The 13,573-nt window shown below is 63.1% G+C and carries 12 protein-coding genes; 4 read left to right on the forward strand and 8 right to left on the reverse strand.

The window, feature by feature from the left end; translation table 11 throughout:
- The first annotated feature begins 92 nt into the window (after positions 1–92).
- The 4 genes from AC0L2X_RS12685 to AC0L2X_RS12700 all read left to right on the forward strand — a co-directional run bounded on the left by AC0L2X_RS12685 (position 93) and on the right by AC0L2X_RS12700 (position 4,413).
- Entirely contained in the window at positions 93–1,055 is a 963-nt protein-coding gene (locus tag AC0L2X_RS12685) for a sugar-binding protein (RefSeq protein WP_473557021.1), read from the forward strand.
- Between the two features lie 112 nt (positions 1,056–1,167).
- Positions 1,168–2,712, forward strand: coding sequence for a sugar ABC transporter ATP-binding protein (locus tag AC0L2X_RS12690; RefSeq protein WP_473599843.1), 1,545 nt, complete (start codon positions 1,168–1,170; stop codon positions 2,710–2,712).
- Positions 2,713–2,735: 23 nt separating this feature from the next.
- Positions 2,736–3,731: an ABC transporter permease gene (locus AC0L2X_RS12695; protein ID WP_352490501.1), complete on the forward strand. Its 996-nt coding sequence runs from the start codon at positions 2,736–2,738 to the stop codon at positions 3,729–3,731.
- 151 nt (positions 3,732–3,882) lie between these two features.
- Complete coding sequence (locus AC0L2X_RS12700) at positions 3,883–4,413, forward strand: DUF2231 domain-containing protein (RefSeq protein ID WP_352490500.1); 531 nt, start codon at positions 3,883–3,885, stop codon at positions 4,411–4,413.
- Between the two features lie 90 nt (positions 4,414–4,503).
- Here AC0L2X_RS12700 and phnN read toward each other — a convergent pair whose 3' ends face one another.
- The 8 genes from phnN to AC0L2X_RS12740 all read right to left on the reverse strand — a co-directional run bounded on the left by phnN (position 4,504) and on the right by AC0L2X_RS12740 (position 13,423).
- Positions 4,504–5,133: a phosphonate metabolism protein/1,5-bisphosphokinase (PRPP-forming) PhnN gene (gene phnN, locus AC0L2X_RS12705; protein ID WP_473599844.1), complete on the reverse strand. Its 630-nt coding sequence runs from the start codon at positions 5,131–5,133 to the stop codon at positions 4,504–4,506.
- Positions 5,130–6,269, reverse strand: a complete 1,140-nt coding sequence (locus AC0L2X_RS12710) for an alpha-D-ribose 1-methylphosphonate 5-triphosphate diphosphatase (RefSeq protein WP_473599845.1) — start codon at positions 6,267–6,269, stop codon at positions 5,130–5,132. Before AC0L2X_RS12710 ends, phnN begins: the two co-directional genes overlap by 4 nt.
- A 96-nt stretch (positions 6,270–6,365) precedes the next feature.
- A complete protein-coding gene (locus tag AC0L2X_RS12715) occupies positions 6,366–7,073 on the reverse strand; it encodes a DUF1045 domain-containing protein (protein ID WP_473599846.1) in 708 nt (235 codons plus the stop codon).
- Positions 7,074–7,224: 151 nt separating this feature from the next.
- Positions 7,225–8,037, reverse strand: a complete 813-nt coding sequence (gene iolB, locus AC0L2X_RS12720; protein WP_473599847.1) for a 5-deoxy-glucuronate isomerase — start codon at positions 8,035–8,037, stop codon at positions 7,225–7,227.
- Positions 8,038–8,407: 370 nt separating this feature from the next.
- Complete coding sequence (locus AC0L2X_RS12725) at positions 8,408–8,620, reverse strand: DUF3329 domain-containing protein (protein WP_473599848.1); 213 nt, start codon at positions 8,618–8,620, stop codon at positions 8,408–8,410.
- A gap of 26 nt (positions 8,621–8,646) precedes the next feature.
- Positions 8,647–9,564, reverse strand: a complete 918-nt coding sequence (gene iolE / locus AC0L2X_RS12730) for a myo-inosose-2 dehydratase (protein WP_473599849.1) — start codon at positions 9,562–9,564, stop codon at positions 8,647–8,649.
- Positions 9,565–9,609: 45 nt separating this feature from the next.
- Positions 9,610–11,454, reverse strand: coding sequence for a 3D-(3,5/4)-trihydroxycyclohexane-1,2-dione acylhydrolase (decyclizing) (gene iolD / locus AC0L2X_RS12735; RefSeq protein WP_473599850.1), 1,845 nt, complete (start codon positions 11,452–11,454; stop codon positions 9,610–9,612).
- Positions 11,455–11,488: 34 nt separating this feature from the next.
- Positions 11,489–13,423 carry a bifunctional 5-dehydro-2-deoxygluconokinase/5-dehydro-2-deoxyphosphogluconate aldolase gene (locus AC0L2X_RS12740; RefSeq protein ID WP_473599851.1) on the reverse strand — a complete coding sequence of 645 codons (1,935 nt, stop codon included), beginning with the start codon at positions 13,421–13,423 and terminating at the stop codon, positions 11,489–11,491.
- Between the last annotated feature and the right edge of the window lie 150 nt (positions 13,424–13,573).

Below are 13,573 nucleotides of genomic sequence, written 5' to 3' on the forward strand. Positions count from 1 at the left end.
CTCGCTGCCGGAACCCTGAGGAGGAGGGCGTCCAAGCCGCGTCGGCACGTTCATCATCAGCGAAAATCACTGAGTCAAATGGGAGGTTGAACATGAAATCTGTAATACGAAATGCGTCCGTCGCCGCTGCGGCCTTGCTGCTCGGGCTGTCCGCCAGCGCAATCGCGCGGGCCGACGACAAGCCGACACTGGCCTTCGTCGTCAACGGCGCTTCCGATTTCTGGAAGGCGGCCGAAGCCGGCGTCAAGAAGGCTCAAGGCGAACTGCCCAACTACAATCTGGAACTCAAATATCCGGAGCAGTCCTCGGTCGCCATCCAGCAGCGCCTGATGGACGATCTGGTGACGGCCGGCGTGAAGGCGATCATGGTCTCGGCCGTCGATCCCAAGACGTCGACCGACGGACTGAACAAGATCGCCTCGCAAACGGCGTTGTTCACCACCGACAGCGACGCACCGCAGACCAAGCGTGTCGCCTATATCGGCTCGTCCAATGTCGATGCCGGCAAGCAGGCGGCAGAGATCGCCAAGAAGGCAATGCCTGACGGTGGCAAGTGCCTCGGCTTCGTTGGCCTGCTCGGTGCCGACAATGCCAAGGAACGTATCCAGGGCATGAAGGACGGCCTCGCCGGCACCAAGATCGAATTGGTCGACGTGCGTGGCGACGACATCGATCAGGCTCGCGCCAAGAAGAACGTCGAGGACGCGCTGGTCGCCAGCCCCGACGTCACCTGCATGGTCGGCTTCTATTCCTACAACACGCCGCGCATCTATGAAGCGCTGCGCGATGCCGGCAAGCTCGGCCAGATCACCGTCGTCGGTTTCGATGACGATCCGATCACGCTGGGCGGCGTCAAGGAAGGCACCGTCGCCGCCACCGTCGTGCAGCAACCCTTCGAATGGGCCTATCAGGGCATGAAGCTGATGGCTGCCTATCTCGAGGGCGACAAGTCGGGCATTCCCGCCGATGGCCTGATCATCATCCCGACCAAGATCATCGGCAAGGACGATGTCGACGCCTACGCCGCCAGCCTCAAGGCGATGGCTGGAAAGTGAGCGAATTAGGTTGCGCCGGCTCAAGGTTCGCCTTGAGCCGGCGTTCTATTGACGGGCTTCGCGAGGCCCGTCAGTCTGAGACCAAACGGCTCACCGGCTGCTGTCAGGCGTGATGAATTATTCCGACCCATCCATCGTTGCATCTACGGACGCTCCGTTCCTGAGCCTCGACGGTGTGCGCAAGACCTATCCCGGCGTCGTCGCGCTGGACGGATTCTCGATGGACGTAAGGCCAGGCGAGGTCATCGGCCTGGTCGGCGAAAACGGCGCCGGCAAATCGACGCTGATGAAGATCCTCGGGGGCGTGACCAGGCCGGACACCGGCACCATCGCCGTCGATGGCGTCGCCCATGACGGGCTGACTGTCGAGGCCAGCATCGGCTCGGGCATCGCTTTCGTCCACCAGGAACTCAACCTGTTCGAAAACCTTGACGTGGCCGCCAATATCTTCTTTGGCCGCGAACCGCTACGCGCCGGGCCGCTCAAGCTGGTCGACCGCGCCAGGCTGCGAGCGCAGGCGGCGCCGCTGCTCAAACGCGTAGGCGCCAATTTCTCGGCCGATACGCCGGTGTCGGCGCTGTCGCTGGCGCAGCAGCAAATGGTCGAGATCGCCAAGGCGCTGTCGATCGAGGCGAGGCTGGTTATCCTCGACGAACCGACCTCGAGCTTGCCGATCGCCGAAACCGACAAGCTGCTCGGCGTCATCAAGGCGCTGAAGGCAGACGGCATCAGTGTCATATTCATCTCGCACCGCCTTCACGAGGTCGAGCGCGTCGCCGACCGCGTCGTCGTGCTCAGGGACGGAATGCTCGCCGGAACCTTGCCGAAGAGCGCCATCAATCACGACCAGATGGTCAAGCTGATGATCGGCCGCATGCTGAAGGAGCGCGAGAAGGCCGCGGAATCGGCGCGCCCGCCGGGCTCTGTCGCGCTGTCGGTCAAGGCCATTCGCACCGCCGCCTATCCTGACCGGCCCGTCGACCTCGACGTTAGGCATGGCGAGATCCTCGGCCTCGCCGGCCTCGTCGGCTCCGGCCGGACGGAGCTGGCGCGCGTGCTGTTCGGCATCGACAGGAGCTTTGGCGGCTCGTTCCAGCTTGACGGAAAAGATCTGGTTCTTGGTTCGGCCGCCGACGCAGTGGCCAACGGTATTTTCCTCGTCCCCGAGGATCGCAAGCTGACCGGCATCCTGCTCGACCTGTCGATTGCCCAGAACATCTCGCTGCCCAATCTGCCGGCGCATTCGCGGCGCTCGCTGGTCTCGACAAGCGCCGAGGCCGCCACCGCTCAGAAGCAGAAGACCGATCTCGGCATCAGGGCGCCCTCCGTCCAGACGCGTACCGGCACGCTGTCGGGCGGCAACCAGCAAAAGGTCGTGCTGGCCAAATGGCTGGCGATGAAGCCGAAGGTGATGATCCTCGACGAGCCGACGCGCGGTATCGATATCGGCGCCAAGGCCGAGATCTACGGGCTGATGCGAGCGCTGGCCGATGCCGGCGTCGCCGTGCTGATGATCTCCAGCGACATGGAGGAGGTGATCGGCGTTTCCGACCGCATTGCCGTCATGCATGAGGGCCAGATCTCCGGCATTCTCGACAAGGACCGGTTCAGCCAGGAAAACGTGCTGCTGCTGGCCGTTGGCAAGCAGCCGAAGTAATTCGCAGGCACTGGGAGAAGACGATGAGCAAGAAAGATCTCGGCCTGCTGATCCTGATCCTGGTGGTCGGCGCGGTGGTGGCGATCATCAACCCGCGCTTCCTGCTGCCGATCAATCTCGCCAACACCTCGAACCTGATCGGGCTGTTCGGCATCCTGTCGATTGGCCAGGCCTTTGTCATCATCACCGGCGGCATCGAATTGTCGGTCGGCTCGGTGGTTGCGCTACTCGGTACGCTGTTCATCGATTTCATCGCCGTGCGGGAGATGGAGTGGCCACTGGCCTTCGTGCTGATCATCGCGCTCGGCGCCATCATCGGCCTGATGCATGGCTGGCTGATCACCCGGCTCAAATTGCAGCCTTTCGTGGTGACCTTGTGCGGCCTGTTGATCTATCGCGGCGTGGCGCGCTTCTACACCGCCGACGGCACCGCCGGCTTTGCCTTTGGGCAGAACTTCCCGGAACTCGAATTCCTGACGGCCGGGCGGTCCTGGGGCGTACCGAACAGTTTCATCGCGCTGATCGTTATCGCCGTCGTGATGTGGGTGGTGCTGCACCGGTCGGTGTTCGGTCGCTATCTCTACGCCATCGGCAAGAACGAGGAAGCGGCAAAATATTCCGGCATCCGCACCGGCCGCATCGTCATGGCCGCCTATGTCATCTGCGGCGTGCTGACGGCGCTGTCGGCTATCTATTTCGCCATGTACACACGCTCGATCTCGCCGGCGAGCCACGGGCAGTTCTACGAGCTCTATGCCATCGCGGCGGCGGTGCTCGGCGGCTTCTCGCTGCGCGGTGGCGAAGGTTCGCTGATCGGCGTCCTCCTCGGCACGGTGCTGCTGCAGGAGCTGCAGAACCTCGTCAACCTGCTCGGCATCCCGTCCTCGCTCAACTTCGCCGTCATGGGCGGGGTGATCCTCATCGGCGTGCTGGTCGACCAGCAATGGGGCGTGTTCAGGGCGCGGCGGCGGATGCTGGAAGCTACCCGCAAGGGCGTGGCGGGTGCTGCCGCCGAATGACGCAAAAATAGCTGGATGAAATACGCCGACTGCCATTGGCAGGCATGAAAAGGTCAGCCTGAGCTTCGCGACAGCAGTTCAGGTTGATCTCTATTTGGAACGAAACCCGTATCTAAGCGTTTGTTTAAGCTTTGCTACGCGGAGGCGTCCCATGCCCACGAATCCAATAAGTACCGCCAAGGTAGGAACTCACCCCCTCCACCCGATGCTGATACCTTTTCCTGTCGCGTTTCTTGTCGGTGCGTTTGTCACCGACCTGGTTTTCTGGGGGACTGCCGATGCCTTCTGGGCACGGGCATCGATGTGGCTGATCGGGGCAGCCATAGTAATGGCCCTTCTCGCCGCGACAGCCGGTTTTATCGACTTCCTCAACGAGCCGCGCATTCGCGCCTTGTCCGACGCCTGGTACCACATGCTGGGCAACTTGACCGCGGTCGTTGTGGCACTGATCAATTTCTACCTTCGCTATGCTCAAGGCGCCGAGGCCGCGGTCCGACCGTGGGGCGCGCTGTTGTCGTTCATAGTGGTCTGCATACTGCTGTTCACCGGCTGGAAGGGCTGGGAAATGGTGTATCGGCATCACGTTGCAGTTCTGGATACACCGGCGGATGCACCAGCGAAGCCTACGACAACCACTAGCACGGATACTCATCACGCTGGTCGGGACCGGCACGCCGCATGAGGCCATATCCCGAAAAGTGGATACCGGTTTCCAAAAAAATATCGGTTAGACAAGTAGCGCCCATCCCGAATGCATCGGATGGGCGCTACTTTAGATAAGACCCGACATGTCGGAGAAGGCCATGGCCTTGCGCAGCACCTCGCCGAAGCGCTCGCCGGCGGCTTCACGAGGACCGCTATTGTCGATCGAGGTGACACCCGGTCCGGACAGCGCCACATTGGCGCTGCGCGCCAGCCGTGCCAGCACTTCACCGCGCGATTCGCGACCGCGCAATGCCAGCCGCTCGGCCAGGATCTGCGGCGTAGCCGTGATCTCGACGACAGCCAGATTGGCGTAGCGTCCCCGCAGCGCCGGGATGATCGCGCGCGAGACGTTGGCGACCGCGACGCGGCCGTTGGCGACCGACCAGTCGACTTCGGCCGGGATGCCATAGCGCAGGCCATGCGCCTCCCAGGAAATGGCGAAGGCGCCATCCGCTTCGGCCTCGACGAAGGCCGCGTCGGCGAGCGTATCGTGATCCTCAGTGGCCGCATCGCTCGGCCGGGTGATCACCCGGCGCACGAACTCCAGCCGGCTCTCGTCGGCAAACACGGCGCGCGCATAGCCGATCACCGTGTCCTTGCCGGCACCGCTCGGCCCGACGACGGCGACGAAGACGCCGTCGCGGATCGGAAAGGCCGCGGCTGACAATTCACGCTCGACCGATGCCGACACCATCATGCGACCCGGCGTCCCTGCCGCCAGACCGTGCGGACGACTGGAACATGGTCGTCGACCCGCACGCGAACCAGATCGGCGCGCCGGCCGGGCTCGATGACGCCGCGATCGGTGAGGCCGACCGCCTCGGCCGGGTTCTTCGAGACCATCGCCACCGCCTGTGGCAAGGAAATGCCCTCGACCACGTCGCCGAGGAAGAAGGCCGACTGGATCAGGCTGAACGGAATGTAGTCCGACGACAATATGTCGAGCAGGCCGTCGCCGGCCAGCGCGCGGGCCGAGACATTGCCCGAATGCGAGGCGCCGCGCATGACGTTCGGCGCGCCCATCAATACGCCGAGCCCTGCCTCTTTTGAAGCCCGCGCCGCCTCCTCGGTGGTCGGGAACTCGGCGACACGCACACCTTGCTCGATCGCTTCATCGACATGGCCGACGGTTGCGTCGTCATGGCTGGCGAGCACGATGCCGCGCTCCTGGCAGGCAGCAGCGATGAAGCTGCGGTTCGGGCTTGAGTTCCTCGCCGATTCCGCCATCCGCTTTTCGCAGAATTTCTGGAAATCGCGATCGGTCAGCTTCAGCTTGCGCTGGTAGTAATAAGCGTAGGTTTCCAAATTGACGAACTGGCGCTGTCCGGGCGCATGGTCCATCAGCGACGCCAGCCTGACGCGCTCGTCGCCGTCGAAATTGGCGAAGGCCGTGAGGCAGTCCGGCGCCGAAACCTCGCAGCGCAGATGGAGGAAATGGTCGGCCCTGAGCCGGTCCTGCTGCACGCTGTCTTCGATCGCGTCGGCCAGCTTGCGTATGTCGGCGGCCGTCAGGTCGGCATCCTCGTCCATGCCGACACGCAAGGCGTCGAGCACGGTGGTGATGCCGGCGGTCGCCACCTGCGCGTCATGGGCGAGCACAGCTGCGATCGGGTTCCAGCGCACTTTCGGCCGCGGCGCGTAATGGCCTTCGAGATGGTCGGTGTGGAGCTCGACCAGGCCGGGGATGATGAAGTCGCCGCCCATGTCCTCGCCGCTGCGGCCAGCGCCGGGGGCGATGTCGGCGATCACGCCATCGCGCAGCACGATCGACCCTTCGATGATCTGGTCGGCCAGTACGATGCGGGCATTGTGAAGAACGGTCTCGGCGGTCATTTCAGGCAGTCCTCGGAGCATTTTGCAACCAACTGAAAATGAATCGGCGTCGCACAATGCGGTTGAAGCAAATAGTCATTTAGGCAGTTCTTCTGGTCAGGCAGTTCTTCTGGCCGGGCGGCGCCCGAGCGCATGATGCGACAGCACCATGAACGGCGCACCCGGTTCAGTTTCCACAAACAGCGTCAGCGCGTCCACCGGCACCGGCCGTTGCAGCACGCCCGCAAACAGGCTGTCGATTGCTAGGCGAAGACGAGGGCTTTCCTGTGACGAGACCCGGCCGGACAGCGTCATATGGAAGCGAAACGTCTCGAAGACATAGGGGTAGCCCCACTGGCAGAGATTGCGGAATTCGTCGGGCTTCAGCGAATCGGGGCTGCGCCGTTCGATCTCGGCTTCCGTCAACGGCGCGCGAAAGCGGTCGAAGTCGCGCACCACATCATCGGCGAAGCGGTTGAGCGCCGGCAGCGGTGCTTCCGGCACCAGCGCGAAGAAGCCGTCGATCTGGCTGACGATCAGGCGCGGGATCGTCAGCACCGGCGTCGCCTCGGCAAAATCGTCGAGTGTCGTGCAAAGCGACGTTTCGGTCTCGTTGGGGGCCAGTCGAAAGGGCGCCTTCAGCGTCGCATGAAAGCCATAGCGGCGCGCCGAGGCGGTATGGAAGGCAACTTCTGCCGCCGACAGTTCGCCCGCAGCCTCGACCGGCTTTGTGGCGGCACCGAACGGGTCGCGGCCGAGCCAGTTGGCGGCGATCCGTGCCAGCTGTTCGTCCTGTCGGGGGGTGAAATAGATAGCGTAGCGCATCGAAAGTCCTCGTCAGCCCCGCTGCCATAGGCGATTTGCATGACGAAATGACGAAGCTGGTGATCGCTCCTGATAACAAAGTTGTCCAGGCGGGTCATTAGCCGACGATTTTTTCGCCTTGGACCAGCGGATGAAGGCGAAGCGAAACCTGTCAGGCCTTCATCAGCCATTCGTGCTCGGGCGCGTTGTGGAATTTCCACGTCCGCTTCGGTCCGGCCATGACGTTGAGGTAATAGAGATCATAGCCGTGGCAGGCTGCGCACGGGTGATAACCCCTGGGTACCAGCACGACGTCGCCGTCCTCGATCGCCATCGCCTCGTCGAGCGAACGAGCACCGCTCTCGTCCGCATCGGTGTAGACGCGCTGGAAAGCAAACCCCTGCGGCGGGTTGAGGCGGTGGTAATAGGTTTCTTCCAGATAGGATTCAGCCGGCAGATTGTCCTGGTCGTGCTTGTGCGGCGGATAGCTCGATGTGTGGCCGCCGGGTGTGATGACCTCGACCACCAGCAAGGAATCGGCCGGCTTACCCTCCGGCAGGATGTTGGTGACGTAGCGCGTGTTGGTGCCTTTGCCGCGAACCTCCTGGCCGAGATTGTCGGGCCCGAGGACACGGACCGGCAGACCGCCGCCCAGTCCCGGCGCCGAGCAGACGGCAAGTTCGAGATCGGTATCGGCGCTCACCGACCACTCCGACCCCTGCGGCACATAGACCGACCACGGCTTGCCGTCGAAGGGCGACATGCGCTCACCCAGCAGCCCGAGTTCCTTGCCACCGGCCTTCGCCTTACCCTTGCCGGTGACGAACACCAGGCAGACCTCACGATCCGCGGTTTGCCCGGAAGCGCTCTCGCCGGGTCGCAGCCGATGCAGATCGAAGCCGACATAGGTCCAGCCGGCGTTTTGCGGCGTCACATGGGCGATGCGGCCGTGGCCCTTATTGGCTTTGACGAGCAGCTTAGACATCTGGGGTCTCCTATTCCTCGACACTCGATTGGCGCAGCCAAGATTTCGATGGACTGTCGCGAAATCTTGGAGAGATTGGCCAGGCCTTCCAACTTCGTCATCCTAGGGCGAAGCAGGAGCGAAGCTCCGTCGCGAAGACCCTAGGATCCATGCCGTAACCTTGGCCGAAGGGCACAGCGGAGCAGAATTCTGCACCGTCATGCCACTTCGAAGTCATGGCATGGATCCTAGGGTCTGCGCCGCGTCGCTGCGCTCCTTGCTCCGCCCTAGGATGACGAAGCGAGGGGTGTTCCGGCCAATTGCCGACGCATGCGATCTGTCAGTCACGCGGTATCGATCCACAAAAAACTTCTGCGCCATGGATTTCCGGTCATTCCTTCGGCTCGGCCGAATCCTTGCCCCCGTCAGCCGGCTTGTAGAGATAGAAGAATTGCCAGACGGCATAGCCGGCGAAGCCGAGCGCGATCACGCCCCAGAACGGCGTTCCGGTAGCGAATTCGATCACCGACCAGACCAGGCAGACCGCGACAACGGCAACGCGCCGCCACAGCTGCCGGAAAAACGGGTGCTCGGAGTCTTTCATCGGATCAACACGTCTCCTCGCGAGCCTCAAGCATTTGGAAAGCCCTGTGTCTCCACCGTGTAGCCGGCCGCCGTCATCACCCGCATCAATTCCTTGTAGCCGACCTGCGCCATCTTGAGCGGCGGGTTCTTCTTCGGATCCTGCTCGGCCTCGACCACGAACCAGCCTTCATAACCATGGTCGGCGAACCTCTGGACGATGGAGCCAAAGTCCAGCGAGCCATCTCCCGGCACGGTGAAGGCACCAAGCGCCACCGCATCGAGGAAGGATTGCGTGCTACGATCCAGCTTATCGATCACCTCCCTGCGCACGTCTTTCACATGCACGTGGTTGATGCGCCGGTGGTGGTTATCAATAGCGCGCAGCACGTCGCCGCCCGCAAAGGCCAGGTGACCCGCGTCGAGCAGCAATGGAATGCCTTCTCCCGAATAGCGCATGAAGGCGTCGAGCTCTGGCTCGGTCTCGACCACCGCCGCCATGTGATGGTGATAGGAGAGCGGCATTCCTTGCTCTGCACACCATTCGCCGAACTGCGTGAGCCGCTTCGCATAGGCTTTCATCTCCTCGTCCGAAAGCTTGGGCTTGCTGGCAAGCGGTTTCGAGCGGTCGCCCTGGATGGAGCGGCCGACTTCACCATAGACGATGCAGGGCGCATTCACCGCCTTGAACAGATCGATCATCGGCTGGATACGATCCTTGTTCTTCGCCATGTCTTCGTCGACCAGCGTCCCCGAGAACCAGCCGCCGCAAAGCGTCACGTCGGCCTGCCTGAGGATCGGCAGCATTATTTTCGGATCGTTGGGAAAGCGGCGGCCCATTTCCATGCCGGTAAAGCCAGCCGAGCGCGACTGGCGCAGGCACTCCTCCAGCGACACATCATCGCTGAGTTCGGCAAGATCGTCGTTCCACCACGCAATGGGGGACATGCCCAGTTTGGCTTTCAAGTCGTCACTCCAGTTTCAGGCATTTCGAGGCGCTTTCGCGGATGGCTAAAAAACCCGCCCGCTCAGCGCTTCCTCGTATTTCTTGCGCGCCGCGTTCACTTGCGGCCGTGCCGAGACTTCCGGCACGGCGACATCCCACCAGCTTCCACCGGCCTCGGTCGAAACCAGCGGGTCGGTGTCGATGACCAGCACGGTCGTTCGCGTGTTCTTCTTGGCTTGCGCCAGTGCCGTTTCCAGCCCGGCGATCGACGCCACTTTTTCGGCAATCGCACCCATGCTCGCAGCATGCGCGGCGAAGTCGATCTCGGGCAAGGTCTCGTGACGGGCGTCCTTCAGCAGATTGTTGAAGTTGGCGCCGCCGGTCGCCATCTGCAGCCGGTTGATGCAGCCATAGCCGCGGTTGTCGAGCAACACGATGGTCAGCTTGAGGCCGAGCATCACCGAGGTCGCGATCTCGGAATTGAGCATCAGATAGGAGCCGTCGCCGATCATCACCACAACCTCTTCGTCCGGCTTGGCCATCTTGACGCCGAGCCCGCCGGCGATTTCGTAGCCCATGGTCGAGAAGCCGTATTCGGCGTGGTAGGAGCCGGGGGCGCCTGCCTGCCATAGCTTGTGCAATTCGCCTGGCAGGCCGCCGGCGGCATGGAGCAATATCACGCCGGAGCCCATGGCGCGCTGTACGGCGCCAATCACCTGCGCGTCGGACGGATAGGCGGCATTGGTCGACGCCGTCACCTTGCCCGCCTCCGCTTGCCAGGCCTTCTTGCCCGTGATCGCATTGTCGGTCCAGGCGGCAGGCGCCTTCCAGCCCTTCAGCGCCTCGCCGAGTTCGGCGAGCCCTTCCGCCGCATCGGCGACCAGCGGCAGCGCCTGGTGCTTTCCGGCGTCAAAAGGTTGCACGTTGAGCCCGATGATGGTCCTGCCGGCATGCTTGAACAGCGCCCAGGAGCCGGTGGTGAAATCCTGCAGTCTGGTGCCGACGGCAAGCACAACGTCGGCCTCTTCGGCCAGCCTGTTGGCCGCCGAAGTGCCGGTGACGCCGACCGCGCCCATGTTCAAGGAATGATCGTCCGGGAGCGAGGATTTGCCGCCTTGCGTCTCGCAGACAGGAATACCGGCGCCTTGCACCAGTTTTGCCAGTTCCTCGGACGCCTGCGAATAGAGTACGCCGCCGCCGGCAATCACCAATGGCTTCTTCGCGCTCTTCAGCGCCGCCACTGCAGCTGCTAGCTCTTGGCGGTCCGGGCGCTGCCGACGCGGCGTCCAGAGCCGCTCGGCAAAGAAACTCTCGGGGTAGTCATAAGCCTCGGCCTGCACGTCCTGGCACAGCGCCAGTGTCACCGGGCCGCATTCGGCGGGATCGGTCAGCACCTGCATGGCGCGGCTGAGCGCCGGCATGATCTGTTCCGGCCGCGTGATGCGATCGAAATAGCGCGACACCGGCCGGAGGCAGTCATTGACCGTCGCCGTGCCGTCGGAAAAATCCTCGGCCTGCTGCAGGACGGGATCGGGAATGCGATTGGCGAAGACGTCGCCGGGCAGAAACAGGACAGGTAACCTGTTTACATGCGCAAGTGCCGCCGCGGTCACCATGTTGAGCGCGCCGGGGCCGATCGAACTGGTCGCGGCCATGAAGCGGCGGCGGAAATTGGCCTTGGCGTAGGCGATCGCTGCATGCGCCATTGCTTGCTCGTTATGGGCACGGAAGGTCGGCAGCTCGTCGCGCACCTGGTAGAGCGCCTCGCCGACGCCGGCGACATTGCCGTGGCCGAAGATCGCCCAGACGCCGCCGAAGATCGGCACTTTCTTCCCGTGCATCTCGGTCATCTGTCGAGCAAGAAAGCGGGTCAGCGCCTGCGCCATCGTCAGGCGGATTGTCTTGGTCATGTCGGTTCCTCCGCAGTCCTTATGCCGCGCCTTCTTATGCTGCTTTGCGGCCGCGCGCGGCAAGCCATGCCTCGGTCAGTCGCTCGAAGCGAGATGCCATGTCGGCAACCGCCTCATCGTCCGACATCTTGCCGGCAAGCCATTGTTCGGCTGCGTTGATGAAGATGGTGCGGCCGACAGCGAAACCTTTGACGATGGGCGCCTTGGCGGTGGCGGCAAAGGCCGCTTCCAGTTCGTCCTGCGGCGCTTCCAAACCGAGCAGTACAATCCCGCGGCACCACGGATCGTGCTTCAGGATCACCGCCTCGATCTTTGCCCATGCGCCGGCCGATGCCTGCGGTTCGAGTTTCCACCAATCGGGCTTGATGCCGAGTGCGTAGAGTTCCTCGAGCGCGCGCGGTATCGTCATGTCGTCGAGCCTGCCGTGCTTGCCGGCGATGATCTCGACCAGAAGTTCTCTGCCCACTTTCCGCGCGGCCTCGAACAAAGCGCGCAGTTTCTGCTGCTGTTCGCTCTTCAGCGCCGCCGGATCGTCGGGATGATAGAAGCACAGGCATTTGATGCAGTGGTCGACCGGCCATTCGGTCAGTTGCGAACCTATGTCTTGCGAGAACTCGAAGCGAAGCGGCCGCGAACCCGGCAACTCGACCGGCCGGCCGAGCCAGGCGAAGGAATGGTGGGCGAATTCGAACATCGCCTCGCGTCCGTATTTTTCGTCGAGCAGCATGCCGTAGCCGGCGCGGCCAGCCGCGACCTTGGCCGCAGCCTTGACTGTCAGCACCTTGAAAGCTGGGATTCGCGACGGATCGGCGCCGGCTTTTGCCGCGACGTCCTCCAGCTGGACGCGGTGGTCGCAGGCGAACGCCATCAGCGAGGGGATGTCGCGCCGGCGCGTGGTCGCCCAATGGATGTGGTTGATCGCCTCGTCCTTGCGCAGCGCCAGATGCTTGCTGCCGTTTTTCAGGAAGAACTGCAATTCCTCGAAAGTCGGGTATTCAGGTGCGCAGAGCAGCCGCGACACGGCAAATGCCCCGCAGGCATTGGCCCAGGTCGCCGCCGTCGCCAGGCTTTCCTCGCCGAGCCAGCCGCGCAGGAAGCCCGACATGAAGGCGTCGCCTGCGCCGAGCACATTGTAGACCTCGATCGGAAACCCCTTGCCGACGACACCGTCCTCGAGGTCGTCACTGATCGGCCCGTCATAGACGATGCAACCCATGGCGCCGCGTTTCAGCACGATGGTTGCCGCCGACAGCGAGCGGATGGTTTTCAGCGCGCTCAGGCAATCGTCTGCGCCCGAGGCGATCATGATTTCCTCTTCGGTGCCGACGATGAGGTCACAGTCGGGCAGCACCGTCTTCAACTGCGCCGAGACGCGGTCGGATTTCACATAGCGCTCAAAGCCCTCGGCGTGGCCGGCGAGACCCCAGAGGTTGGGGCGGTAGTCGATGTCGAACACCACTTTGCCGCCCCTGGCCTTCATGGCACGGATCGCCTTGCGCTGGGCGGCGTCGCTGTTGGGCCGTGAAAAATGCGTGCCGGTGACGACGACCGCGCGTGCCGAAGCGATGAAAGCCTCATCGATGTCGTCTTCCGAAAGCGCCATGTCGGCGCAATCGCTGCGATAGAAGATCATCGGCGAGACGCCCTCATCCTCGACCGACAGCAGCACCAGGGCGGTCAGCCGCTCCGGATCGGTCTTGAGGCCTTGGACCGAAACGCCCTCGCGGGTCAGCTGCTCGCGGATGAAGCGGCCCATCTGCTCATTGCCGACGCGGGTGAGCAGCGCCGAGCGCAGGCCGAGCCTGGCAGTGCCGACTGCGATGTTGGCCGGACAGCCGCCGACCGACTTGGCAAAGGAAGTAATGTCCTCGAGGCGCGAGCCGATCTGCTGACCATAGAGATCGACGGAAGCGCGGCCGATCGTGATGATGTCGAGCGACGCATGTCTCGCTTCCACGGCTTCGCCCATTCGAACCTCCCATCGGCTTTGTTGTCTTGGGTAACACGCGCGAGCGGCAGCGTGGCGCCGGCAATATGAAATAATAATTCCAATCCATAGTCAATATGGAACGAGCATTCCCAAGGCTGAAAAGTGCTGTGCAAGGCTCGCGCGGTCAGA

The sequence above is a fragment of the Mesorhizobium sp. WSM4828 genome (genome assembly GCF_055811175.1).

Bases quoted from the DNA above. Each gene is read 5' to 3' on its own strand.
- AC0L2X_RS12695 (WP_352490501.1), top strand. From the start codon at position 2,736: ATGAGCAAGAAAGATCTCGGCCTGCTGATCCTGATCCTGGTGGTCGGC.
- AC0L2X_RS12690 (WP_473599843.1), top strand. From the start codon at position 1,168: ATGAATTATTCCGACCCATCCATCGTTGCATCTACGGACGCTCCGTTC.
- AC0L2X_RS12685 (WP_473557021.1), top strand. From the start codon at position 93: ATGAAATCTGTAATACGAAATGCGTCCGTCGCCGCTGCGGCCTTGCTG.
- iolB (WP_473599847.1), bottom strand. From the start codon at position 8,037: ATGTCTAAGCTGCTCGTCAAAGCCAATAAGGGCCACGGCCGCATCGCC.
- iolD (WP_473599850.1), bottom strand. From the start codon at position 11,454: ATGACCAAGACAATCCGCCTGACGATGGCGCAGGCGCTGACCCGCTTT.
- phnN (WP_473599844.1), bottom strand. From the start codon at position 5,133: ATGATGGTGTCGGCATCGGTCGAGCGTGAATTGTCAGCCGCGGCCTTT.
- AC0L2X_RS12710 (WP_473599845.1), bottom strand. From the start codon at position 6,269: ATGACCGCCGAGACCGTTCTTCACAATGCCCGCATCGTACTGGCCGAC.
- AC0L2X_RS12700 (WP_352490500.1), top strand. From the start codon at position 3,883: ATGCCCACGAATCCAATAAGTACCGCCAAGGTAGGAACTCACCCCCTC.
- AC0L2X_RS12740 (WP_473599851.1), bottom strand. From the start codon at position 13,423: ATGGGCGAAGCCGTGGAAGCGAGACATGCGTCGCTCGACATCATCACG.
- AC0L2X_RS12725 (WP_473599848.1), bottom strand. From the start codon at position 8,620: ATGAAAGACTCCGAGCACCCGTTTTTCCGGCAGCTGTGGCGGCGCGTT.
- AC0L2X_RS12715 (WP_473599846.1), bottom strand. From the start codon at position 7,073: ATGCGCTACGCTATCTATTTCACCCCCCGACAGGACGAACAGCTGGCA.